The sequence below is a fragment of the Acidovorax sp. FG27 genome, assembly GCF_040365715.1.
GTDB lineage: Bacteria > Pseudomonadota > Gammaproteobacteria > Burkholderiales > Burkholderiaceae_C > Paracidovorax.
On sequence record NZ_BAABVY010000008.1, the window covers coordinates 240,873 to 263,430 of the forward strand.

Here is a 22,558-nt window from a genome sequence, read left to right on the forward strand (position 1 = left end):
CCAGGCCCGGGCAGTGCCTGCACTCCGGGCCGCGCCGATGGATGGCACAGCGCAACGGACGACGCACATGACCCTCACTGACCTCACCTTGCCCCAGATGCTGCGCGAGCGCGCCCGCACCGATGGCGAGCGCATCGCCATCCGGCAAAAGGACTTCGGCATCTGGAAGCCCGTCACCTGGGCGCGCTACCACGAGCGCGCCTGCCGCTTCGGCCTGGGCCTGCGCGCGCTGGGCCTGCCGGCCGGCGGACATGTGGGCGTGATCGCGGAGAACCGCATCGAATGGGTCGTCGCCCAGATGGGCGCGGGCCTGGTGGGTGCCGTCACCGTGGGGGTGTACCCCACCAGCCCGACCCCCGAGGTGGCCTACGTGGTGGGCCATGCGGACATCGAGATCATGGTCTGCGAAGACCAGGAGCAGACCGACAAATTGCTCGCCGCGCTGCCCCAGCTGCCGCGCATCAGGAAGATCGTCGTGATGGAAACCAAGGGCCTGCGCAGCTTCGCGCCCGAGGTGCGCCCACTCATCGCCACCTTCGACGAGGTGGAGCAGCTGGGCGCCGCATCCGGCCGGCAGGTATGGATCGACGAAGCCCTGGCCCGCCAGACGCTGGACGACGTGGCGCTGACGATCTACACCTCCGGCTCCACCGGCAAGCCCAAGGGGGCGATGATCAGCTACCGCAACATCCGCGGCGTCGTGCCGGGCATCGTGGACCGGCTGCAGCTGGGCCGCGCCACCACCCACCTGTCGTACCTGCCCCTCTGCCACGTGGCCGAGCAGATGCTGACCAGCTTCGTGCCGGTGTACCTGGGCTCGCAGGTGAACTTCGGCGAATCGATCCGCACCGTGCAGGAAGACCTGCGGGAGGTCGCGCCCAGCATGTTCCTGGGCGTGCCGCGCATCTGGGAGAAGCTGCACGCCGCCATCAGCATCAAGGTGCAGGAAACGGGCGGCCTGCGCCGCGCGCTGTTCCAGCGTGCCTTCCAGGCCTGCCTGCCGCTGGCCGAAAAGCCGCGCAGCCAGTGGAGCGTGGGCGAGCGCCTGGCCTTCGCCGCCAGCTACTGGACGATGTTCCGCGCCCTGCAGAACTTCATCGGCCTGCGCAATGCACGCGTGGCGCTCACGGGGGCAGCGCCCATTCCGCCCGACGTGGTGCGCTTCTTCCGCGTGCTGGGCGTGCCGCTGATCGAGGTCTATGGCCTGACCGAATCCACCGGCATGGTCACCGGCCACCGGCTGGACGACGTGGCCGTGGGCACCGTGGGCGTGCCCACGCTCGGGGTGGCGCACCGCGTCGGCGAGAGCGGCGAGCTGCAGCTGCGCGGCGACATGGTGTTCGCCGGCTACTACAAGAACCCCGAGGCCACGGCCCAGACCATCCAGGAGGGCTGGCTGCACACGGGCGACGTGGTGCGCGAAGAGCGCGGCCAGCTGAAGATCGTCGACCGCCTGAAGGACATCATGATCACCGCCGGCGGCAAGAACCTCACGCCGTCCGAGATCGAGAACACGATGAAGGGCAGCCCCTACATTAAGGAATGCATCGTCGTCGCCGAAGGCCGCAGGTTCGTCGGCGCACTGGTGCAGATCGACGCCGAAACCGTGGGCCAGTGGGCGGAGGTGCGGCGCATCGCGTTCACCCATTTCCGCTCGCTCGCCGAACACCCCGAGGTGCGCGGCCTCATCGACGCCGAGATCGCGCAGGGAAACGCACGCCTGGCGCAGGTGTCGCAGATCCGCCGGTTCCACCTGCTCACCAAGGAGCTGGACCACGACGACGGCGAGGTGACGGCCACCATGAAGGTGCGGCGTTCGTCCATCTACAAGGCCTACGCGGCGGAGATCGAGGCGCTGTACGCCTGAACGCTACATGAGCCCATTCACTATGAAACCATAGCTGCATGCGCAGGTGTTGCCAAGGTTTGCGGGCTATTACTGCCGCAAAGCCATTAGCTGCCAGCGCAAGCCGCTCCTGAATTCAGAGCGCCCATGACATCCAGCCCCACCCCCCACACCGCCACCGACGCCCCGCTCATCGTGCAGCGCGACGGCGCCATCGTCACCCTGCAGTTCCACCGCCCCGACGCGCTCAACGCCGTCGACGTGCCCATGGCCATCGCCCTGCGCGACGCGGCCCGCCAGATCGCCGCCGATCGCAGCGTGCGCGCCGTGGTGCTGCGCGGCGCCGGCAAGGGCTTCATGGCGGGGGGCGACCTGGCCACGCTGCGGGCGAGCCCCGCGCAGGGCGCGGCCGACCTGCTCGGTCCGCTGAACGAAGCGGTGGTGCTGCTCTCGTCCATCGACGCGCCGGTGATCGCGCAGGTGCACGGCGTGGCGGCGGGGGCGGGCATGAGCCTGATGCTGCTGGCCGACTTCATCCTGCTGGCCGAGGGCACGCGGCTCAACCTGGCCTACATCAACCTGGGCACCAGTTGCGACGTGGGCGCGTCGTGGGCGCTGCCGCGCCAGGTGGGCCTGCGCCGGGCGCTGGAGATCGCGCTGCTGGGCGACACACTCACCGCGGCCGACGCCCTGCGCCTGGGCCTCGTCAACCGCGTGCTTCCGGCGGACGAGCTGGACAGCGCCGTGCGCGAACTCGCCCAGCGCCTGGCCGCCGGCCCCACCGTGGCGCTGGGCCACATGCGGCGCCTGATGCGCGCCAGCTTCGACCGCGACCTGCCCGCGCAGCTGGACGCCGAGGCGCAGGCCTTCAACGCCTGCGCGCAGACGGCCGACCTGCCCGCCGGCATCGAGGCCTTCTTCGCCAAACGAAAACCCGTTTTCCAGGGCCGCTGACACCCACGCGCCAGCCCCATGGCGCCGGCGGGCCTACGATGGATGGCCTGGCGCCGTCCGCACGCCGTGTCCTCTTTTTTCTTCCTTCACGCATTCTCGAAAGACCTGCAGCCATGACCACCCGCGACGTCTTCATCGCCAGCATCGCCCGCACCGCCATCGGCACCTTCGGCGGCTCGCTCAAGGACATTCCCAACACCCAGCTGGCCACCACCGCCGTGCGCGCCGCCATCGAGCGCAGCGGCATCGCGGCCGACGCCGTGGGCCATGTAGTGATGGGCAACGTCATCCCCACCGACACGAAGGACGCATACCTCTCGCGCGTGGCCGCCATCGACGCGGGCTGCCCGGTCGAGACGCCCGCCTTCAACGTCAACCGCCTCTGCGGCTCGGGCCTGCAGGCCATCGTGTCGGCCGCGCAGGCCATCGCCCTGGGCGACTGCGACGTGGCCATCGGCGGTGGCAGCGAATCGATGAGCCGGGGTCCCTACTTCGACACCGCCGCCCGCTGGGGCGCGCGCATGGGCGATGCCAGGAGCATCGACTACATGCTCGGCATCCTGCACGACCCGTGGCAGAAGATGCACATGGGCATCACCGCTGAGAATGTGGCCGAGCGCTACCGCATCAGCCGCGAGCGGCAGGACCAGCTGGCCGCCGAAAGCCAGCGCCGCGCCGCTGCCGCCATCGCGGCGGGCTACTTCAAGGAGCAGATCGTCCCGGTCGAGATTCCCGGCCGCAAGGGCGCCGTGACGCCGTTCGACACCGACGAGCACGTGCGCGCCGCCACCACGGCCGAGGCGCTCGCCGGCATGAAGCCCGCGTTCAGGAAGGACGGCGGCACGGTCACCGCCGGCAACGCCTCGGGCATCAACGACGGCGCCGCCGCCGTGGTGCTGGTGGCGGGCGACCGCGTCGCCGCGCTGGGCGCGAAACCGCTGGCGCGCCTGGTGGGCTACGCCCACGCGGGCGTGGACCCGGCCTACATGGGCATCGGCCCGGTGCCCGCCACGCGCGCGGTGCTGCAGCGCACGGGCCTCAGCATCCAGGACATGGACGTGATCGAGGCCAACGAGGCCTTCGCCGCCCAGGCCTGCGCCGTGATCCAGGAACTGGGCATGGACCCGGCGAAAGTGAACCCGAACGGCTCGGGCATCTCGCTCGGCCACCCGGTGGGCGCCACCGGCGCCATCATCACCGCCAAGGCCGTGGCGGAGCTGCACCGCACGGGCGGGCGCTACGCGCTGGTGACGATGTGCATCGGCGGCGGGCAGGGGATCGCGGCGGTGTTCGAGCGTGTGTGAGGGTGGAGCCGCGCGCAGCGCGGCGGTGCGATCGTCTGGCCTGCGGAGGCCAGGGTTACTCGCGTTCGCGCCCTGGCTTCGACAGGCTCAGCCCGAACGGACGGTTCGTGTCGATCCACCAGCGCGAACAGGTATTCACTTGTAGAACGCTTCCACCGTCCCTTTGAGCGTGATCATCAGCGGCCGGCCCTTGCGGTCCAGCGTCTTGCCGGCCGGCACCTTGATGAAGCCTTCGCTCACGCAGTATTCCTCGACGTCGAAGCGCTCCTTGCCGTTGAAGCGAATGCCGATGTCGTGCTCGAACACGGCAGGAACATGGAACTTGCTGCGCGGATCGACAGAGAGGTGGTCGGGCAGTTCGGGGCGTTGCGTGGCGTCGGTCATGAATTGCTTTTCAACGAATTATCGAGAGAGCCGGCGATTATCTAGTCAGTAGGCGTTTCGCCCAGGGCCTCCCGCACGACAAGTTCCTGCCAGTGCTCATATTCCATTGAACCCCATGCCGCTCCAGCGGCGTCAGCATACGGACCTTGCGCTTGAGGAGCCGATCGCGCCGCCTTCGCATGGCACGTGCAGCTCGGCGAGTGACGGCTAGCGACGAGCCGTGCTTGGGGTTGCGGCCATCGCTGTGCGCAGGCGGGTAGATTCCCAAGCACTCAGTTCACTGGATATCCGCTCTGGACGCTAACAAGCTGAGAGATGCACCAAGCGGAAGGCCCTAACATGCGCGGCCTTCGTCCTTTGCGGAATTTCGTCGAATGCGACCGGACGCCATGCCCTACCAATGCAGAGGCTTGCTCGCAGGCTTCTTCTTCGTTGGAACATGCTGCGGCAGCTGCGACTGGGCCAATTCGTCGTCCCGGATGTGACGGCGCACCCAGTGCGCAAGAGCCGTCAGTCGCTTGTTGGGTACCTTGCCTTCTGCCGTGTCCTTCTCGCGCAAAGGCATGACCAGCCCCAGCTTGGCAGCAGGCGCATCCTCGCAAATCATTTTCAAGGCAGGCTCCAGGTCGCTGTCGTTGGAACAGATCACCAACTGATCGCATGCGCCGCGGACCGCATCGCGATAGGCGTGCAGGGCGATATTCACATCGGTCTGTTTCTCTTCGATCATCCAGACAGGTGAGACGTGATCCTTGGACGGGTCGGTGCCTTCCCGATAGCTCGGCAACGATGTCGGCCCGAAGATGTGAAACCCGTTGATGACTTGCACCAGCTCCGGCGCCCGGGCCTGGATGGCGCGTAGATATTGCGTCTGTGCCTGAGCGGACGCTTCTCCGTGCCGGGCATAGTTCGCCTTGACTGGCGCCGTGAAGTATTTGATGGATACCACCGTGGCGCCGGGGTCTTGCGGCAGCAGGATGCGATCACGAAACAATGCCGTGACATCCAGCCACTTGTACGGTGTTCCCTTGAGCCGGGAGTAGTAGAGGTTGTAGCCGTCGATGTAGATGGACGTTCTGGTCAAGGCGGTACTCACCAATGAAAAAGCCACCTTGCGGTGGCCTTTTCGCCCTAAGCCAAGCCAACTGAATGACACGGCGAAGGGATTGTGGGCTGATTATAGCAAGGCGGGTAACGCGGATTTTCATCCAGATAGGGCAGTCCGCATTCTGCGAAGGACGTGGTTCAGAGATTCGGCGCCAGCAGCCGCGCCAGCGCGGCTTCTTCCATGCCGCGCCGCCGGGCCATGTCGTGCAGCTGGTCTTCGCCGATCTTGCCGACGTTGAAGTAGGCGCTCTCCGGGTGGCCCAGGTAGAAGCCGCTCACGCTGGCGGCCGGCATCATGGCCAGGCTTTCCGTCAGCGTCATGCCGATCTCGTCGCACTGCAGCACGCGGAAGAGGTCTGTCTTGGCGCTGTGGTCGGGGCAGGCCGGGTAGCCGGGCGCGGGGCGGATGCCGCTGTAGCGCTCGGCGATCATCTCGTCGTTGGTGAGCGCCTCGCCCGCCGCATACCCCCAGAGGTCGGTGCGCACGCGCTGGTGCAGGCATTCGGCGAAGGCTTCGGCCAGGCGGTCGGCCAGGCTCTTGAACAGGATGGCCGAATAGTCGTCCAGCGCGTCGATGAAGGCTTTTTCCTTCTTCTCCACGCCCAGCCCGGCGGTCACGGCGAAGAGGCCCGCGTAGTCGGCGATGCCGCTCTCCCTGGGGGCGACGAAGTCGGCCAGGCACCGGCTCGGGCGCGTCACGCCGTCGATGGTGTGCTTCTCGGCCTGCTGGCGCAGGCCATACCAGGTCATGGCGACTTCGGTGCGCGTCTCGTCGGTGTAGAACTCGATGTCGTCGTCGTTCACGGTGTTGGCGGGCAGCAGCGCCATCACGCCGCTGGCGCTGAGCCAGCGGCCCTCGATGATCTTCTTCAGCATGGCCTGGCCGTCGGCGAACACGCGCATGGCCTCCACGCCCACCACCTCGTCGGTCAGGATGGCGGGGTACGGCCCCGCCAGGTCCCAGGTCTGGAAGAACGGGCCCCAGTCGATGTAGCGGGCCAGTTCGGCCAGGTCGAAATTTTTGAACACGCGGCGGCCCAGCGCACGCGGCACGGTGGGCTTGAACGCCGCCCAGTCGACGGGCGTCTTGTTGGCTCGCACCTTGGCCAGCGGCCAGAGCGGGGTCTGCTTCTTGTTGGCGTGCTGGGTGCGCACCTTGTCGTAGTCGGCGTTCAGCTCCTGCACGTAGCTGTCCACGCCGTCGCCCAGCAGGCTCTGCGCCACGCTCACGCTGCGCGAGGCATCGGGCACGTAGACGACGGGGCCTTCGTAGTGCGGCGCGATCTTGACGGCGGTGTGCACGCGCGAGCAGGTCGCGCCGCCGATCAGGAGCGGAATCTTCTTGATGCGGAAATGGTCGTCCTTCTGCATCTCGCCGGCCACGTACTGCATCTCTTCCAGGCTGGGCGTGATCAGGCCCGACAGGCCCACGATGTCCGCACCCTCGACCTTGGCGCGCGCGAGGATCTCGTGGCAGGGCACCATCACGCCCATGTTCACCACCTCGAAGTTGTTGCACTGCAGGACCACGGTGACGATGTTCTTGCCGATGTCGTGCACGTCGCCCTTCACGGTGGCGATGACGATCTTGCCTTTGCTGCGCACGTCGCGGCCGGCCAGTTCGTCCTGGCGCTTTTCTTCCTCGATGTAGGGGATCAGGTGCGCCACGGCGGACTTCATCACGCGCGCGCTCTTCACCACCTGGGGCAGGAACATCTTGCCCGCGCCGAACAAATCGCCCACCACGTTCATGCCGTCCATCAGCGGGCCTTCGATCACGTGCAGCGGGCGGCCGCCCTTGGCGAGGATCTCCCGATAGGCCTCTTCCGTGTCTTCCACGATGAAGTCGGTGATGCCGTGCACCAGCGCGTGCGACAGGCGCTCGCCCACGGTCTTGGGCTGCTCGGGCATGCCGCGCCATTCGAGCTTCTTGCTCTCGTCCTTGGCGCCGCTCCTGGCCGTCTCGGCGATCTCCACCAGCCGCTCGCCGGCATCGGGGCGGCGGTTCAGCACCACGTCCTCCACGCGCTCGCGCAGGGTGGGCTCCAGGTCGTCGTACACGCCCACCATGCCGGCGTTGACGATGCCCATGTCCATGCCGGCGGCGATGGCGTGGTAGAGGAACACGGTGTGGATGGCTTCCCGCACCGGGTCGTTGCCGCGGAAGCTGAACGATACGTTCGACACGCCGCCCGACACCTTGGCGCCCGGCAGGTTCTGCTTGATCCAGCGCGTGGCCTCGATGAAATCGACGGCGTAGTTGTTGTGCTCCTCAATGCCCGTCGCCACCGCGAAGATGTTGGGGTCGAAGATGATGTCCTCGGGCGGAAAGCCCACTTCATCGACCAGCACGCGGTAGGCGCGCTCGCAGATCTCGATCTTGCGCGCGAAGGTGTCGGCCTGGCCCACCTCGTCGAAGGCCATCACCACGGCAGCGGCGCCGTAGCGCTTCACGAGGCGCGCCTCGTGCTTGAACTTCTCCACGCCCTCCTTCATGGAGATGGAGTTGACGATGCCCTTGCCCTGGATGCAGCGCAGCCCGGCCTCGATCACGTCCCACTTGGAGCTGTCCACCATGATCGGCACGCGGGCGATGTCCGGCTCGGAGGCGATCAGCTGCAGGAAGCGCACCATGGCCGCGCGGCTGTCGAGCATGGCCTCGTCCATGTTGATGTCGATCACCTGGGCGCCGTTCTCCACCTGCTGGCGCGCCACGGCCAGGGCCTCTTCGTACTGGCCGTTGAGGATCATGCGGGCGAAGGCCTTAGAGCCGGTGACGTTGGTGCGCTCGCCGATGTTGACGAACAGCGTGCCTTCGCCGATGGAGACAGGCTCCAGGCCGGACAGCTTCATGGGAGGGACGGAAACAGCGGACATCAGGCTCACCTGTGCAATCGGTTCGGGGGCGGGAACAACAGGTGAGCGTCGTTGCAGGTCGTCGAATTTCCCAAGCCTGACGGTCGGGGGTGGGACCGCTGCAACGCTCCTTGGGAGGAGCGCGGATTCTACCGACTCACCTGCCCGTCAGGCGGTCCAGTGCCTGCCCCGCGCTGGCGATGTCGCAGGCCTGGCACCAGTCGACGAAGAGCATCACGTCCACGTAGCTCTCCCCGCGCTCGACCTTGGAGACGAACGACTGCCCCACCCCGAGCCGCTCGGCTAACTGGACCTGCGAGAGCCCGGCCTGCTTGCGCATCGCGCTCAATCCCGCTCGAAGAGTCTGGTAGCGGGGGTGGTAGATCGTGGTCGGCACGCTGGATGCTTTACGCCGATTGTGGATAGTCCGTTTCCGACTATTTGCGTTACCATGCGCGCGGGATCGACAGGGTGGTCTCCCACCACCCGCACTGACAAACTGAGAGGGTTGATATGCGTCTATGTGCAGGATATGTTCTGGCGGCCGCATCGGTTCTGACTGCTTGCGGCGGCGGCGGCGGTGGTGGTGGTGGCAGCGATGCATCCCCCTCGCCGGCTCCGGTCACGCCGGCCACCAGCGCCGAGGGTTTTTGGAGCGGCAAGTCATCTACCGGCTACGACGTCAGCGTGGCCGTGCTGGAGAACGGGGAAACTTGGGGCGTCTTTGGACAGAACGGCTCGTTGTACGGCGCCCTGCATGGCAGCACCGCTTCTTCGAACGGTGCGCTGACGGGTACGGGTCACGAGTTCAATCTGGTCTCCCGAACGGTGGCGGCGTCCAGCTACACCGGCACCTATGCGGCACGCAGCGCCATCCAGTTCCGGCTGCCTACGGGCGTCAGTGTGCAAGGGGCTTACAGCGCTGCCTACGATCAGCCAGCATCACTGGCCACCCTGGCCGGTACATACACCGGTTCCGGTGTGGCGACCGGCGCGCCGGTACAGGCGCTGTCGGTCACCATTTCCGCCATGGGCGCCGTGTCCTCGCCGCCCTCACTGGGGTGTACGGCAAGCGGCTCCGTGGTGCCACGCGCCAGCGGAAAGAATGTCTTCGACCTGCGGGTCACGTTCTCCGGAGCGTCCTGCGCGCTGGGCGATGGGGCCAGTGTGTCGGGAGTGGCCTATGCAGACAGCGGCAACCTTCTCGCGCTGGGTCTGTTGCCCTCGCAGACCGCGGGCTTCATCTTCACCGGCAAGAAGTAAGGCGCTGCGGGGGGGGCAGCGCCGTCAGCGCACCGGCAGGAACTGCAGGAAGGTGCCGCCCACCAGCCCCTGCACGTAGCTGATGGCCGCGCGGCGCAGCTTCTCGGCCACCACGCCGGCCAGCAGGTCGAGCCGGGCGATGATCTTGCCGAACTCGCGCTCGAAGCTCAGGTTGCGGCCATCGGGGCCGATCTCGTCGGCCAGCAGCAGCGGGCGGCCATCGGCGCCCCGGCGCTGGGCGATGAGCCACACGGCGCTTTCCACGTTGCGCGCGGCGTTGTAGAGGTGCTGCGCGTCCAGGCTGTCGATCAGGAAGAATTCGGTCTTGCCGCCGTGCGCGGTGATGATCATGTCGGCCGTGGCGCAGATGACCGCCGCCACCCGGTCGCCCGTGAATTCGGAGCCGAGCGCCAGCGCCAGGGCGGCGATGTCGCGCCGGCCCTGCAGCGCCGGCCAGGGCGTGCGCTGCTCGACGGCGTCGCGCACGCGCTGCCCCGCCAGGATGCGCCCGGGCAATTGGCCCGGCTCCAGCCCCTTGCGCCACTCGGCCGGGTTGCGGCGGTAGAGCTTGTCCATCAGCAGGTAGAGGCTGTCCAGGTTGGCGCGCATGGCGATGGTCGCCATGCGGTTCACGTCGGACTGGGCCAGCTCGGTGGGCGAGACGGCGGCCGCCTGCACCTCGCCGCGCGTGGTGGTCGCGGGCGTGCCGCAGCCGGCCAGCAGCGGGCCGGCCAGCGCGCAGCCCTGCCACAGCAGGCAGTGTCGGCGGGACAGCAGGGGTGGCGTGGACGGCATGAGCGCCGCATTATCGGCAGGTGCCCGGCGGGCCGTGCCCAGGGGCCGGGCGGCTAAGAATCGTTGAATAATGGCCCGGCGCGGTGATGCGTTGCGGGCGACCACCGCTCCCGGCCCGGCGTGCGACCGCCCGCATTGCCGCCTTGTCCGGTTCACCATTCGTTCGGAGGCTCCTGCATGACCGGTATTCCCTTCACCAGCGCCGCCACCGCTTCGCTCCCCGCGGCGACGCGGGCCGGGCAGCGCCGCCAGGCCGTCGCTGCCGCACTGGCCGACGTGCGGCGCCTGCTGGCGGCGGACACCCCGCCAGGCCGCGACACGCTCGGCGCCATCGCGGCGCGGCTGGAGCAGCTGGCCGCCCACGACGAGCTGTTCACCCATGCCGACTTTCCCCCGCCCGCCGTGACCGAAGGCGTGGGCGCCTCCACCCGCTACCGGCTCAACCCCGAGGACGGCGATGCGGGCCTGGCGCTCTATCTCAACGCCATCAACCCCGGCAAGACCACCGCGCCGCACAACCACACCACCTGGGCCGTGATCGTGGCGGTGCGGGGCCAGGAAGTGAACCGCCTCTATGAGCGCACCGACGACCGCAGCGACCCGGCCCGCGCACGGATCCAGCTGGCCAGCGAAGTGACCGTGCAGCCCGGCACGCCCATCGCCTTCCTGGGCGACGACATCCACAGCATCGCGGTGGTGGGCACCGAGCCCACGCTGCACTTCCACCTGTACGGCCAGCCGCTGGAGACGCTGACCTAACGGCTGGCCTTCGATGCGGACACGGGGGAAGTGAAGAACTACAACGCGGCCTACTTCCGCGCCAGCCAGCCGGCGGGCTAAGAAGGTGCGAAAGAACCCGCCATGCCCGCTCGCACCGCAAAAACACGCCCCCTCGGCGTTGCAAATGCTCGCCATAGCCCGAGCCATGGCTGCGCTTTGCGCCTTGACGGGACGCGTTGGTGCGGCCCGCTCGGGCGCGCCGGATTCATTCACATCGTCTGAGACGGTGGCCAGCGGGCGCGCAGGCAAGTTGCTATTTAATTCATAGCATGATGCGCTTATTACAAAAGCGCTGCAGCCTGATTTGATCCAAAGCGAGGCGCTTCATGCCGCGCCCGCACGATCTCCTCGGTCACGCGCAGGAAGGCGTCCACATCGCTGGCCGTATGGCAGTGCAGCGGCGACACGCGCACCGCGCCCGAGAGGCCGAACGATTCGAGCATGCGCCGCGAATAGAGGCTCGCCACGCTGCGCTCGTACACCGTCACGCCGCGCAGGCCGTATTCGTGCACGGCCTGCGTGCAGTCCACACCGTCGATGCCGATGGCGATGATCAGATCGCGCAGCGTCAGGTCCGGGTGGTCCAGGAACACCTGCACGCCGGGCATGCGGCGCAGGCCGGGGCGGGCCGCGCCGTCGCCGTCCAGCAGGCGCGCGAGCAGGGCCCGCTCGTGCAGCATGATGCGTTCGATGCCGGCCGCGAACAGGGCCCGGCGCGAGGGCTCGGCGGCATCGCCGGCGGTTGCCGGCTCCGGCAGTTCCTGCAGCGCCTGTCTGCCCAGCCAGCAGACGTAGTCGGCGATCTCGGTCACCACGGCGAACTGCCAGGGCGACGAGCTGCCCAGGTCCCAGAAGCCTTCCGGCTTGGCCGACAGCTTGTGGTGCGGCAGCGCGGCCGCACGCTGAGACAGCCACGCCAGGCCCGAGCCCCGGCAGCCAAAGAACTTGTAGGGCGCGATGTTGATGCCGTCCACCGGCGTCTTTTGCAGGTCGATCAGCCCGTGCGGCGCGTGCTGCACGGCATCCACCACGATGTAGAGGTCGGGCTTGATGGCGCGGGCCGCGGCCACGATGCGCTCCAGGTCCAGCTTGGCGCCGGAGATGTTGGAGGCGTAGATCACGTTCAGCAGCGTCGTGCCTTCATCCACCAGCCGCACGACGGCGTCCACGTCCACCCCGCCGGTGGCCGGGTTGCTGGGCGCCACGCGCAGCTCGCGCCCTGTCTCGGCAGCGTAGCGCTCCATCGCGTCATACGAAGACGGGTGCTCCAGCACCGTGGTGACCAGGTTGGTGCCCGGCACGTTCAGCGCGATGGCGCGCACCATCTCGAACATGGCGCCCGATGCGGTGAGCGCCGCGTGCACGCTGCCGCCCTGGGCGTTGAGCATCATGCGCAGGTCGTCGGTGCCGGCGGCCTGGATGGCCTGCAGCTCGCGCGCCACGGGGTGGATGCGCTCGGTGTTGTCGGGCACCGCGTCGATCTGCGCGAAGCGTTCCACCGCCGCCTTCAGGCGGAACGAGCCGCCCGCGTTGTCGAAGTAGATGCGCGGGCGCCCCGCGTGGTCGTGGTCCACCTGCAGGAAGCGTTCTTGCACCTGGCGCATCACCGCCTCGCGGAACAGCAGGCCCTGCGGGTAGCGGGCCGCCAACATGCCGGTCGCCGCCATCACACGCCCTTCTTGCTGGGGTTGCGGAAGGCCTCGCGCACGGCATCCGTCATGGGGAAGTTCAGGTTCACGTTGGCCGGCGGAATCGGCTGGGTGAACCAGCGCGCGTAGAGCCGCTCCATCTCGCCGCTCTTCATCAGCTGCGTGACGGCCTCGTCCACCACCGCCTCGAACTGCGGGTCGTTCTTGCGCATCATGATCCCGTAGGGCTCCTGGCGCAGCACCACGTCGCGCAGCATGCGGTAGTCGCCGGGGTTGGGCGACGTGGCGATCAGGCCGGCCAGCTGCACGTCGTCCAGCACATAGGCGTCGGCGCGGCCGTTGGCCAGCAGCAGGAAGGCGTCGGCCGTGTCCTTGCCGCTGATCTCGCGCACTTCCATCGCCTCGGCCCGCTTGAAGGTGCGCAGCAGCTGCACCGAAGTGCTGCCCGACACGGTGGCCACCGTCTTGCCGGCCAGGTCGGCCAGCGAATTGATGCCCGAGTCCTTCTTCACCGCCACGGTGATGCCCGCCACGAAATGGCTGGGCGCGAACGCCACCTGCTGCTGGCGCACGACCGAATTGGTGGTGGTGGCGCAGTCCAGGTCCACCGTGCCGTTCTGCATCAGCGGAATGCGGTTGAGCGAATTGAGCAGCGTGTACTGCACCCGCAGCGCCGGCAGGCCCAGCTTGGCCTTGATCGCATCGACGACCTTCAGGCAGATGTCGTTGGAAAAGCCCACCGGCTCGCTGCCGCCCTTGGGTGTGTACGAAAACGGAATCGAGCTGTCGCGGCTGCCGATGGTGATGACGCCGGTCTGCTTGATGCGCGCCAGGGTGTCGATCTCCTGCGGCTGCGCGGTGGCGGTGCCCAGCAGGCAGGCGCCCAGCAGGGCGGCGAGGGTGGTGGAAGCAAGACGGCGGGAGGTCATGGCACGAAACTCCGGTGGAGGCCAGCGATGGCAACGATGCGACAGGGGGGCCGGTGGCGTGAAGTGAAGTCCGTGCGCCGCGAGGGGAGCGCACGGGGTGGATGCAGTCCATTGTGGAAGTCGGCCAACGTTTCAAAAAGCGATTTTTTGTGCTCGAATCGCATGAGCAAAAGCGATCTGTTCAACACCGCCATGATGACCTACAAGCAGCTCGAAGCCCTCTACTGGATCGCCCAGCTGGGCGGCTTCGCGCCCGCCGCCCGCAAGCTGCACACCACCCAGTCGGCCATCTCCAAGCGGGTGCACGAGCTGGAACAGGCCTTCGACACCGCCCTCTTCGACCGCAGCCAGCGCACCGCCCGGCTGACCGAAAAAGGCGAGGAGATGTTCATGCTGGCGCGCAAGCTGCTGCGCGAGCGCGACGCGGCGGTGGAGCAGTTCGGCAAGCCCGAGGTGATCGAGCGGCGCCTGCGCATCGGCGTGACCGAGCTCACCGCCATGACCTGGCTGCCGCGCCTGGTGGGGCTGGTGCGCGAGCACTACCCCAAGGTCACGCTGGAGCCCGACGTGGACGGCAGCCTGCCGCTGCGCGACAAGCTGCTGGCCGACGCGCTGGATGTCATCATCGTGCCCGACGCCTTTGCCGACAGCCGCCTGCCCACCCGGCCCGTGGGCCAGGTCGAAAGCGCCTGGATGTGCCGGCCCGGCCTGGTGCCCGCGCCGCCCCGGGGCCGCCCGGTGCGCCTGCACGACCTGGCGGCCCACCGCCTGCTGGTGCAGGGCAATGCCTCGGGCACCGGGCGCCTCTACGACGCCTGGCTGCGCGAGCGCGGCGTGGAGCCGGCGGACACCCTGGTGGTCAGCAACCTGATCGCTCTGGCCGGGCTCACCGTGTCCGGCCTGGGGGTGAGCTACCTGCCTCGCCACTGCCTGGCGCCCCTCGTTGCCGCCGGCATGCTGGCCGAAATCGACGTGCAGCCACCCCTGCCGCCCGTGCCCTACGTGGCGATGGTGCGGGGCGACCAGCGCAGCGCGCTGGTGGGGTCGGTCATCATGCTGGCGCAGTCGTGCTGCGACTTCACGCGGGTGTTTCAGGTGGGGGTGGAGGGGGCGGCGTCATGACGGTAAGGGGGCCTGAAGCAGTCCGGGCCTTCGGGCCACCAGATCGGACAGCGTGCGCAGCGCGGCTTGCAGCCGCCCACGGTCCTGCACGCTGCCCAGAGAGATACGGATGGCATTCGACTCCCCCACCCCGCTACCGGCAGTGAACGCTTCCGCCGGCATGACCGCGATGCCCTGGCAGCGGCAGGCCTCGGCCAGTTGGAAAGAATTCCAGTAGCCCGGCAGTTCCAGCCAGGCATGCAGGCCGTCGCCGGCACCGCCGTAGCGCCCCGCCAGCACGTCGCCCGCCATCCGGTGGCGCAGGCGCGCCTCCCGGCGCACACTCGCCGCAAGCCGGGCGGCTGAACCATCGAGAATCCACTGCGTCGCCAGGGCGGCGGTCAACGGCGGGGCCATTGGCGCGAAGGACCTGAGGGCGGTCAGAAAGCGGTCGCGCTCTTGCGGGTCGCTCAGCAGCACGAAGGCCACGCGCAGGCCTGGCGTCAGGCACTTCGACAGGGTCGAGAGATACACCACCTGTTCGGGTGCGAAGGTGGCGATGGGCGGCGGCGGGTCATGGGCCAGCAGCCAGTACGGGTCGTCCTCAACGATGCGCACCTGGCAGCGCCGGGCGACGCTGGCCAGGGCCAGGCGCCGGGCCTGCGGCATGGTGACGGCGGTCGGGTTCTGCAGCGTCGGGTTCAGGTACACCAGCCCAGGCCGGTGCTGGCGGCAGGCCTGCTCCAGCCGGTCGGGCAGCATGCCGTGCGCGTCTGCGGGCACCGGCTCGACATGGCGTCCCAGCTGGGCTGCTGCGGCCATCAGGCCGGGGTAGCCGAAGGGCTCCGCCAGGATCACGTCGCCCGGCTCCGTCAGCGCCAGCATCAGCGCGGCAATGGCCGCCTGCGCACCGGGGCAGACGACCACCTGTCCCTCATCCACCGTGCCCAGCATGGGGCGCAGCCACTGCGCCCCGGCGCGGCGGTCGGCCTTGCTGCCGCCGCCCAGCTGGTAGGTCATCAGCTGGGCGCTGTCCGCCCCCCGCAGCACTTGCGACAGACCTTCCCGCACCAGCGCGTCGAAGTCCACGCCCTCCGGCGGCGGCGGAATGTTCATGCTCAGGTCCAGCAGCAAGCCCCGCTCGAACCGGGGCGCGGCAACGTAGCTGCCGTGGGCGCCCCGCCCCTCCAGCAACTGGCGACGCCGGGCCTCGTCGTAGGCGCGGGTGATGGTCGTCAGGTCCACGCCCAGCTGCAGCGCCAGCTGGCGCTGCGGCGGCAGCCGGTCGCCCGGCCGCAGCGCCCCGCTCTCCACGGCCGCCTGCAATGCATCGGCGATCTGCAGGAAGCGGGGGCCGCGGTGCGCGGCCAGTGTCGGCAGCCAGAAGGGCGGGCGGTCGTCTTGCATGGGGGTGGGCGGACAGGTGGCTGGCGTCGTTGTCTGGCAATGTATGGATCTTGCCTCTCCGTACCATGTCACGAAACCGCAGCGGCGCCCTCCCGCTTCGCATTCCTGGCCTGGGCGTCCGCTTCGCCGCAGCGTTCATTGCCGCGCACAACAAGGTGTCCCACCCCATGATCGACTGGATCCCGGTAGTCTTTGTGACGTTCAAGGTGCTCGTCTTCGGCACCTGCATGTTCTTCGCCGTCAAATGGCATTACGACCAGGACAAGAAGCACACGGACAAGCGCGCCCTGCTCGTCACGGCGGCAAAGCTGGGAGTCGTGTTCCTCGTCGCGCTCGCGCTGCTGTTGTGGCTGACGTTCGCGCTGGCCAAGCATCTGGGTATGGATTTGACGCTGCCTTGAAGGCCACAGAAGCACACGGCTCGGATGCTCCGTGGCTCGGATGGTAGGTGCGAGAAGGCCATGGCCTGCCGCCAGCCTGTACCGCACCACCTGCTCGCTCAGAGCGTCGGATGCAGGTCACGCACCTGGCTCACGGTTTCCAGGAGCGATGCGACGTGCAAGATCGTTGACTCCGCCATCCAGCTCCCGACCAATTGCACGTTGATCGGCATGTTGTCCTTGCTGGTGCCGAACCGCATCGAGATGCCCGGCAAACCCGTCACGTTCAGCGGAACGGTGGCGCCTTGAAGGTAGGTTGCATCCACCCTCTGGCCATCGATCACGAATTCCGCCACACCGTGTGGGTGGGCTGGTGTCGGCAGCACATGGGTCAACAGGACATCGAACTTCGTGAAGTAGTCCGCATAGCCATCGCGCAGCCGCTCGGCCCCCTGCTCCGCATCGATGTAATCCTCCATCGACGTGTCAGGCAAGCCCAGCATGGTTTTGGCCATGAGGTAGAGATCTTCGGACCCACGACCCCGGGTCGCTTCTTCAAAGGCGGGCTTCATCTCCATGACATGCAGGCGGTTGAAGATGTCCAAAGCGAAGTCCCTTTCGAGTGCCGGATACCCACTTCTTCCACGTGCATGCCCAGGCCTCTCAAGGCGTCCGCTGCGGATGCCACGGTCGCGCGCACTTCGGCATCCACCGGCCCGAAGCCGGGGCCGGTCATCCAGCCCACCCGCAATGGGCGACCCGGCTGACGGCCCATGCCCGCGTCGAAGGCGGCGGTGCTGGTCGCAAAGGCGTCCTGGCCGTCCGGACCGCTCAGTTGGGAGAACGCGAGCGTCAGGTCACGGATGCTGCGCGCCATGGGGCCTACGTGCCAGAAGCGGCGGGGAGCGCGCGGCCAGATGCCGGTCATGGGCACGCGGCCATGCGTCGCCTTCAGCGACGAGATACCCGTTTGCGCCGCGGGGCCCCGGACAGAGATCGCGAGGTCAGTGCCAAGCCCGATAGGTGACATACCGGCAGCGATGGCGGCAGATTCGCCCCCGCTGGAGCCGCCTGGCGTCCGGGTGAGATCCCAGGGATTGTTGGTGCGGCCGCAGAGGAGGTTGTCGCTTTCGATCCAGTACGAGAACTCAGGAAGGTTCGTCTTGGCGAGCAGCACGCCTCCGGCCTTCTTCATGCGGGCGACGCTGACCGCGTCGGTGTCGGGCGTGCGGCCCTTGAAGATCGGTGAGCCTCGCTGCGTGGCGACGCCAGCGGTGTCGATCGAATCCTTCACGGTGAACGGAACGCCATGGAGCGGCCCCACCTCCCGGCCCGCACCAATGGCTTTATCCGCTTCCTTTGCGGCCGCAAGCGCACTCTCGTCAATCGTCACGATGGCATTGACTTGGGAGTCGACGGCGCCTATGCGGTCAAGATGCGCTTGCACGACCTCGACGGAAGACACCTCGCGGGTGCGGATGAGTTCGGCCAGCCGGGTGGCGTCGTAACGGGTCAGTTCGGAGTTCATAAGAAGACTATCTATCAGTTGGTAGAAAACTTATCGTATGTGCGGCCGGCTGACGCGTCAACATCTATCTATCAGGTGGTAGAAAAATTACAATAGTCGAACCGGGTCTCTCCAACTGAGGCCCCCGGCATTGAAGAAGGAGAAATGTTTTGGCGACCAACTCGCGGGAATCCATCCTCGCTGCGGCGAAGCAGACCGCACAGCTCCATGGCTATGCAGGCTTGAACTTCCGCGACCTGGCCACGGCTGTGGGTATCAAGAGTGCGAGCATCCACTACCACTTTCCGACCAAAGCGGACCTCGGCGCGGCTGTGGCACGCCGGTACTGGGAGGACAGTGCACTGTCGCTGGAGGATTTGCGCACCACTTCAGGCAATCCGCAACGCAGCCTGTACGAGTACCCCAACGAATTCCGCAGATCTCTGGCCAACGGAAATCGCCTTTGTCTGTGCAGCTTCATGGCCGCGGAATACGACGACCTGCCTGACGTGGTCAAGACGGAAGTTCAGGCGTTTGCCGACATCAACATTGGGTGGCTCCAACGAACGCTGGTGGATGCCGGGGCGGTCGCGGAGCATGAAGGCGAGGCGCGAGCCCGAGCGGTCTTCGCGGCGGTTGCCGGTGCGCAGCTGGTCGCGCGCAGCCGAGCCGACATCACGCTGTTTGACGCGATGATCGACAGCTATCGTGCGGCAGGGCTGTTCGGGGAAGGTCCGGCATCTGCGGAATAGGCGACGCGGGCCGACCTCCCGATACGCTTCGAGAATCCGTACTTCGATGTCAAAGAATCCAGTGCAGAGTCACCCGCAGTGGGTCACGCCAGCCATCGAGGGCTGGGTCAGCCAGCGACCGGGCGTGCTTCCAGAGTGGCGCTCAGTGCAGCGATCGAAGCGTGGCGAAGGTTGCCGGGCGATGGAAAGAAAGAGGCGCAGCGCATTCAAGGAATGCTTGCCGCGTCTCCGTCAGGCGAGGACGAAGGCCGAATGACGGAACGCGTGCCTACAGCTTGCTCACTTCCACTTTCATCGCCGTGATCTCCAGCGGCCGCTTGCCATAGTCGGAAAGAAACGCCACATCGGCCGCGTCCCGTCCGTAGGCCAGCACGATGCGGCCCGCCTTCGGTGCCGGCTGGGTGGCGTCGAAGGTGTACCAGCGGTCGCCCACGTAGGCTTCGAACCAGGCGTGCATGTCCATCGGGTCCAACTCGTGCAGGTAGCCCACCACCATGCGCGCCGGAATTTTCAACGCCCGGCACAGCGAGATGCCCAGGTGCGAGAAGTCGCGGCAGACGCCCGTGCGGTCGGCCAGGGTGTCGCAGGCGTCGGTGGTGGAGGTGCTCGTGCCGTACGCGTACCGGATGTTCTCGTGGATCCAGGCGCGGATGGCCTCCACTTGGCGGTAGCCGCTCGGCTGGTCGCCCACGATCTCCCAGGCCTTGTCCTCCATCTTGTCGCTGGGGCAGTAGCGGCTCGGCAACAGGTAGGCCAGGGCCTCGTCGGGCAGCTCGGAGACGGGCACCCACGCGGCGTTCTCATCCACCGCCAGCGTGTCTTCGACCCTGACGGTCATCTCCACGCCGACCTGGATGCCCTCGGGCGCCACGATGAAACGCTGGCACAGGTTGCCGAAAGCATCCACGAACTCGGTACAGGGCACCCAGGGCTCCAGGCTGTATTTCTCGTGCTCGAGCCACTGGGCGGTGCCGCTGCGCGGCCGGAGGATCGCCACCACGGGCGTGGGATGCGACACGCGCATCGTGAAGGTGCAGGAGGCTCGGAGTTTCATGCGCAGGAGTGTCCGCCCCGGCGCCCCGCGCGGGCATCGGATGGCGGCTACCCCGCTTGTGGGACAGCGAACCGTGGCCGTGCAGCCGGCCACGGTTGGGCTGAACGCGCCGCGCCCCTGGTGGCCCCGCCGCCGCTCAATCCATGCGGATATTGCGTTCCTTGATCAGCTTGCCCCAGCGCGCCATTTCCTTGTCCACATGCGCGGCCAGCTCGGCCGGCGTGCTGCCTATGGGCTGCGCGCCGATGGCGTCGAAGCGGGCCTGGGTGTCGGGCTGCTTCATCGCGTCCAGCAGAGCGGCGTTGATCTTCTGCACGATGGGCGCGGGCGTGCCGGCCGGCGCGAACACCGCGAACCAGGGCGAGACCTCGTAGCCCGGCACGCCGGCCTCGGCGATGGTCGGCACGTTCGGCAGCGTGGCCGAGCGCCTGGCGCTGGTCACCCCCAGCGCGCGCAGCTTGCCGGACTGGATGTGCGGCGCGGCCGAGGTGATGCTGTCGAACATCAGGTCGACCTGCCCGCCCAGCATGTCGGTGACGGCCGGGCCGCTGCCCTTGTAGGGAACGTGCAGCAGGTTCAGCCCGGCCATGGACGCGAACACCTCGCCCGCCAGGTGGATGGAGGTGCCGTTGCCGGCCGAGGCATAGGTGAGCTTGCCGGGCTCGCGTTTCGCGTGCGCGATCACGTCGGCCACCGTCTTGTCGGGGCTGTTGGCGTTCACCACCAGCACGTTGGGCACCACGGCCAGCAGGCTGATGGGCGCGAAATCCTTCGCCGGGTCGTAGCTCAGCTTGGCATAGAGCGCCTTGTTGGTCGCCATGCCGATGGAGGTGATCATGATCGTGTAGCCGTCGGCGGGCGACTTGGCCACCGCGTCCGCTCCGATGTTGCCGCCCGCGCCGGGGCGGTTCTCGATCACGAAGGGCTGGCCCAGCGCGCGGCCGGCGCGCTCGCCCAGCGTGCGGGCGATCACGTCCATCGCGCCGCCGGGCGGGAAGGGCACGACCCAGCGGATGGGCTTGGCGGGCCAGGCGGCGGCGTCGGCCGGCTGTGCATGCGCCGGGGCGGGCAGGAAGAAGGCCGCGGCCGCCACGGTGGCCACGGCGCCGGCCGCGAGGGCCAGGGCGCGGCGGCGGCTGGGCCGGGAAGGGGGGGTGATGGACGGTGCCATGGTGCTTGTCTCCAGGTGATGGAATGAATCGTTGGTGCTCTTCTTCTTCCAGGGCGGCGGCTGGCTGGCTGGCTGGCCGCCCGCGGTCAATTCGCGGGGGCGGCCGTGGCGCCAGCGGCGTTGCGGCCCATGTCCACGTGCACCGCAGCCAGGCCTTCGCGGGCGCGGTCGAAACGGTGCAGCGCTTCGGGCAGCACCTGCACGCCGAAGCCGGGCCCATCCGGCAGCTGCAGCGCGAAGTCGCGCACTTGCATGGGCGTGGCGACGATGTCGTTCACCAGCAGCTGCGGGCCGAACAGCTCGCAGTTGTGGTGCGTGCCCGCCAGCGTGGCGAACACGTGCGCCGACGCGGCGCTGCCGAGCGACGTCTCCAGCATGGTGCCGCCGTACCAGCCGATGTCGGCCGCCTCGGCCACGGCCGCCACGGCGCGGGTGCGCAGCAGGCCGCCGTGCTTGGCCACCTTCAGCGAGAACACGTGGCAGGCACCCTGCCGGGCCAGCAGCATGGCGTCCTGCGGCGTGCAGACGGTTTCGTCGGCCATCACCAGCGCGCCGGCGGGCAGACCGGCGGTGAGCTGGCGCAGCGCCTCCACGTTCCACTGCGCAACGGGCTGCTCGATCAGGCTCACGCCCGCATCGATCAGCTGCGGCACGTAGCGGCGGGCGGTGTTGCCGTCCCAGGCCTGGTTGATGTCCACCGTCATGTCGGCGCGGCCGTCCAGGCCGCGTGCGATGCGGGTGACGTGGGCCACGTCGTCCTGCGGGGTGCGCGCGCCGATCTTGAGCTTGAAGATGCGGTGGCGGCGGGCCTCCAGCATGCGCTCGGCCTCTTCCACGTCGCGGGCCGAATCGCCGCTGGCGAGCGTCCAGGCCAGCGGCAGGCTCTCGCGCTGCTTGCCGCCCAGGAGCTGCCAGGCGGGTAGATGCAGTGCCCGCGCCACGGCGTCGATGGCCGCCATCTCCACCGCGCTCTTGGCGAAGCGGTTGCCCTTGCAGACGGTGTCCATGCGCTGCAGCAGGTGCTCGAAGCGGCCGGCATCCTGCCCCGACACGGCCGGGGCCAGGTACTGCGTGATCGCATGCAGGATGGACTCTGGCGATTCCTCGTTCCACGACGGGCCGCCGATGGTCGCCGCCTCGCCGAAGCCGCAGGCGCCGCCCGCCAGCCACAGCTGCACCACCACCGGGCTCTGGCGGTGGATGGCGCCGAACGAGAACTTGTGCGGCCGGATGGTGGGAATGTCGAGGATGCGGGCCTCGATGCGCTCGATGCGCAGGCCGGCGGGAAGCGGGGTGGTCATGGAGGGCGACCTTATCGC

Annotated in this window: 20 protein-coding genes, 1 pseudogene and 1 riboswitch; of the genes and pseudogenes, 8 read left to right on the forward strand and 13 right to left on the reverse strand. The window is 68.0% G+C overall.

Features of this window, described 5'->3' with window-relative positions:
- Positions 1-67: 67 nt before the first annotated feature.
- The 3 genes from ABWV53_RS06230 to ABWV53_RS06240 all read left to right on the forward strand — a co-directional run bounded on the left by ABWV53_RS06230 (position 68) and on the right by ABWV53_RS06240 (position 4,104).
- Complete coding sequence (locus ABWV53_RS06230) at positions 68-1,867, forward strand: AMP-dependent synthetase/ligase (RefSeq protein WP_353364038.1); 1,800 nt, start codon at positions 68-70, stop codon at positions 1,865-1,867.
- Positions 1,868-1,993: 126 nt separating this feature from the next.
- On the forward strand, positions 1,994-2,800 hold the full coding sequence (locus ABWV53_RS06235; RefSeq protein WP_353364040.1) for an enoyl-CoA hydratase/isomerase family protein: 807 nt from the start codon (positions 1,994-1,996) through the stop codon (positions 2,798-2,800).
- A gap of 113 nt (positions 2,801-2,913) precedes the next feature.
- Positions 2,914-4,104, forward strand: a complete 1,191-nt coding sequence (locus tag ABWV53_RS06240) for an acetyl-CoA C-acyltransferase family protein (RefSeq protein ID WP_353364042.1) — start codon at positions 2,914-2,916, stop codon at positions 4,102-4,104.
- Between the two features lie 135 nt (positions 4,105-4,239).
- Here ABWV53_RS06240 and ABWV53_RS06245 read toward each other — a convergent pair whose 3' ends face one another.
- The 4 genes from ABWV53_RS06245 to ABWV53_RS06260 all read right to left on the reverse strand — a co-directional run bounded on the left by ABWV53_RS06245 (position 4,240) and on the right by ABWV53_RS06260 (position 8,848).
- Positions 4,240-4,488 (reverse strand): DUF3297 family protein, encoded by a 249-nt coding sequence (locus ABWV53_RS06245; RefSeq protein WP_056661873.1) that lies wholly within the window; start codon positions 4,486-4,488, stop codon positions 4,240-4,242.
- Between the two features lie 394 nt (positions 4,489-4,882).
- A complete protein-coding gene (locus ABWV53_RS06250; protein WP_353364045.1) occupies positions 4,883-5,572 on the reverse strand; it encodes an NYN domain-containing protein in 690 nt (229 codons plus the stop codon).
- Between the two features lie 161 nt (positions 5,573-5,733).
- Positions 5,734-8,472, reverse strand: a complete 2,739-nt coding sequence (metH, locus tag ABWV53_RS06255) for a methionine synthase (RefSeq protein ID WP_353364047.1) — start codon at positions 8,470-8,472, stop codon at positions 5,734-5,736.
- Between the two features lie 36 nt (positions 8,473-8,508).
- Positions 8,509-8,590, reverse strand: a riboswitch (S-adenosyl-L-homocysteine riboswitch).
- A gap of 18 nt (positions 8,591-8,608) precedes the next feature.
- Positions 8,609-8,848: a helix-turn-helix domain-containing protein gene (locus ABWV53_RS06260; RefSeq protein WP_353364050.1), complete on the reverse strand. Its 240-nt coding sequence runs from the start codon at positions 8,846-8,848 to the stop codon at positions 8,609-8,611.
- Between the two features lie 116 nt (positions 8,849-8,964).
- Here ABWV53_RS06260 and ABWV53_RS06265 point away from each other — a divergent pair, with 116 nt between their 5' ends.
- Positions 8,965-9,714, forward strand: coding sequence for a hypothetical protein (locus ABWV53_RS06265; protein WP_353364052.1), 750 nt, complete (start codon positions 8,965-8,967; stop codon positions 9,712-9,714).
- 24 nt (positions 9,715-9,738) lie between these two features.
- Here the strand turns inward: ABWV53_RS06265 and ABWV53_RS06270 are convergent, their stop codons facing one another.
- The gene (locus ABWV53_RS06270) at positions 9,739-10,509 is read right to left on the reverse strand and encodes a hypothetical protein (protein WP_353364054.1); all 771 of its coding nucleotides are present in this window, start codon (positions 10,507-10,509) and stop codon (positions 9,739-9,741) included.
- Between the two features lie 177 nt (positions 10,510-10,686).
- Between ABWV53_RS06270 and ABWV53_RS06275 the strand changes: the two are divergent.
- Positions 10,687-11,349 (forward strand): annotated as a pseudogene (locus ABWV53_RS06275) (cysteine dioxygenase family protein).
- A 221-nt stretch (positions 11,350-11,570) separates the two neighbouring features.
- Here ABWV53_RS06275 and ABWV53_RS06280 read toward each other — a convergent pair.
- Both ABWV53_RS06280 and ABWV53_RS06285 read right to left on the reverse strand, forming a co-directional pair.
- Positions 11,571-12,941, reverse strand: coding sequence for an aminotransferase class V-fold PLP-dependent enzyme (locus tag ABWV53_RS06280; RefSeq protein ID WP_353364058.1), 1,371 nt, complete (start codon positions 12,939-12,941; stop codon positions 11,571-11,573).
- A 14-nt stretch (positions 12,942-12,955) separates the two neighbouring features.
- A complete protein-coding gene (locus tag ABWV53_RS06285) occupies positions 12,956-13,867 on the reverse strand; it encodes an amino acid ABC transporter substrate-binding protein (RefSeq protein WP_353364060.1) in 912 nt (303 codons plus the stop codon).
- Between the two features lie 195 nt (positions 13,868-14,062).
- Here ABWV53_RS06285 and ABWV53_RS06290 point away from each other — a divergent pair, with 195 nt between their 5' ends.
- Positions 14,063-14,989 (forward strand): LysR family transcriptional regulator, encoded by a 927-nt coding sequence (locus ABWV53_RS06290; RefSeq protein ID WP_353364312.1) that lies wholly within the window; start codon positions 14,063-14,065, stop codon positions 14,987-14,989.
- On the opposite strand, the gene ABWV53_RS06295 is transcribed toward ABWV53_RS06290, so the two are convergent.
- A complete protein-coding gene (locus tag ABWV53_RS06295; protein WP_353364062.1) occupies positions 14,984-16,375 on the reverse strand; it encodes an aminotransferase-like domain-containing protein in 1,392 nt (463 codons plus the stop codon). The two genes, ABWV53_RS06290 and ABWV53_RS06295, sit on opposite strands and share 6 nt — an antisense overlap.
- A gap of 167 nt (positions 16,376-16,542) precedes the next feature.
- Between ABWV53_RS06295 and ABWV53_RS06300 the strand changes: the two genes are divergently transcribed.
- Positions 16,543-16,776, forward strand: coding sequence for a BPTI domain-containing protein (locus tag ABWV53_RS06300; protein ID WP_353364064.1), 234 nt, complete (start codon positions 16,543-16,545; stop codon positions 16,774-16,776).
- 98 nt (positions 16,777-16,874) lie between these two features.
- Here ABWV53_RS06300 and ABWV53_RS06305 read toward each other — a convergent pair whose 3' ends face one another.
- Positions 16,875-17,360, reverse strand: coding sequence for an amidase family protein (locus tag ABWV53_RS06305; protein ID WP_353364066.1), 486 nt, complete (start codon positions 17,358-17,360; stop codon positions 16,875-16,877).
- Positions 17,324-18,283, reverse strand: a complete 960-nt coding sequence (locus ABWV53_RS06310) for an amidase (RefSeq protein WP_353364068.1) — start codon at positions 18,281-18,283, stop codon at positions 17,324-17,326. Before ABWV53_RS06310 ends, ABWV53_RS06305 begins: the two co-directional genes overlap by 37 nt.
- A gap of 149 nt (positions 18,284-18,432) precedes the next feature.
- Here ABWV53_RS06310 and ABWV53_RS06315 point away from each other — a divergent pair, with 149 nt between their 5' ends.
- Entirely contained in the window at positions 18,433-19,014 is a 582-nt protein-coding gene (locus ABWV53_RS06315) for a TetR/AcrR family transcriptional regulator (RefSeq protein WP_353364070.1), read from the forward strand.
- A 268-nt stretch (positions 19,015-19,282) separates the two neighbouring features.
- Here the strand turns inward: ABWV53_RS06315 and ABWV53_RS06320 are convergent, their stop codons facing one another.
- The 3 genes from ABWV53_RS06320 to ABWV53_RS06330 all read right to left on the reverse strand — a co-directional run bounded on the left by ABWV53_RS06320 (position 19,283) and on the right by ABWV53_RS06330 (position 22,540).
- Positions 19,283-20,068, reverse strand: coding sequence for a transglutaminase domain-containing protein (locus ABWV53_RS06320; protein WP_353364072.1), 786 nt, complete (start codon positions 20,066-20,068; stop codon positions 19,283-19,285).
- Between the two features lie 136 nt (positions 20,069-20,204).
- Positions 20,205-21,239 (reverse strand): tripartite tricarboxylate transporter substrate binding protein, encoded by a 1,035-nt coding sequence (locus tag ABWV53_RS06325; protein ID WP_353364074.1) that lies wholly within the window; start codon positions 21,237-21,239, stop codon positions 20,205-20,207.
- Positions 21,240-21,325: 86 nt separating this feature from the next.
- The gene (locus ABWV53_RS06330) at positions 21,326-22,540 is read right to left on the reverse strand and encodes a muconate/chloromuconate family cycloisomerase (protein ID WP_353364076.1); all 1,215 of its coding nucleotides are present in this window, start codon (positions 22,538-22,540) and stop codon (positions 21,326-21,328) included.
- Positions 22,541-22,558 lie beyond the last annotated feature (18 nt).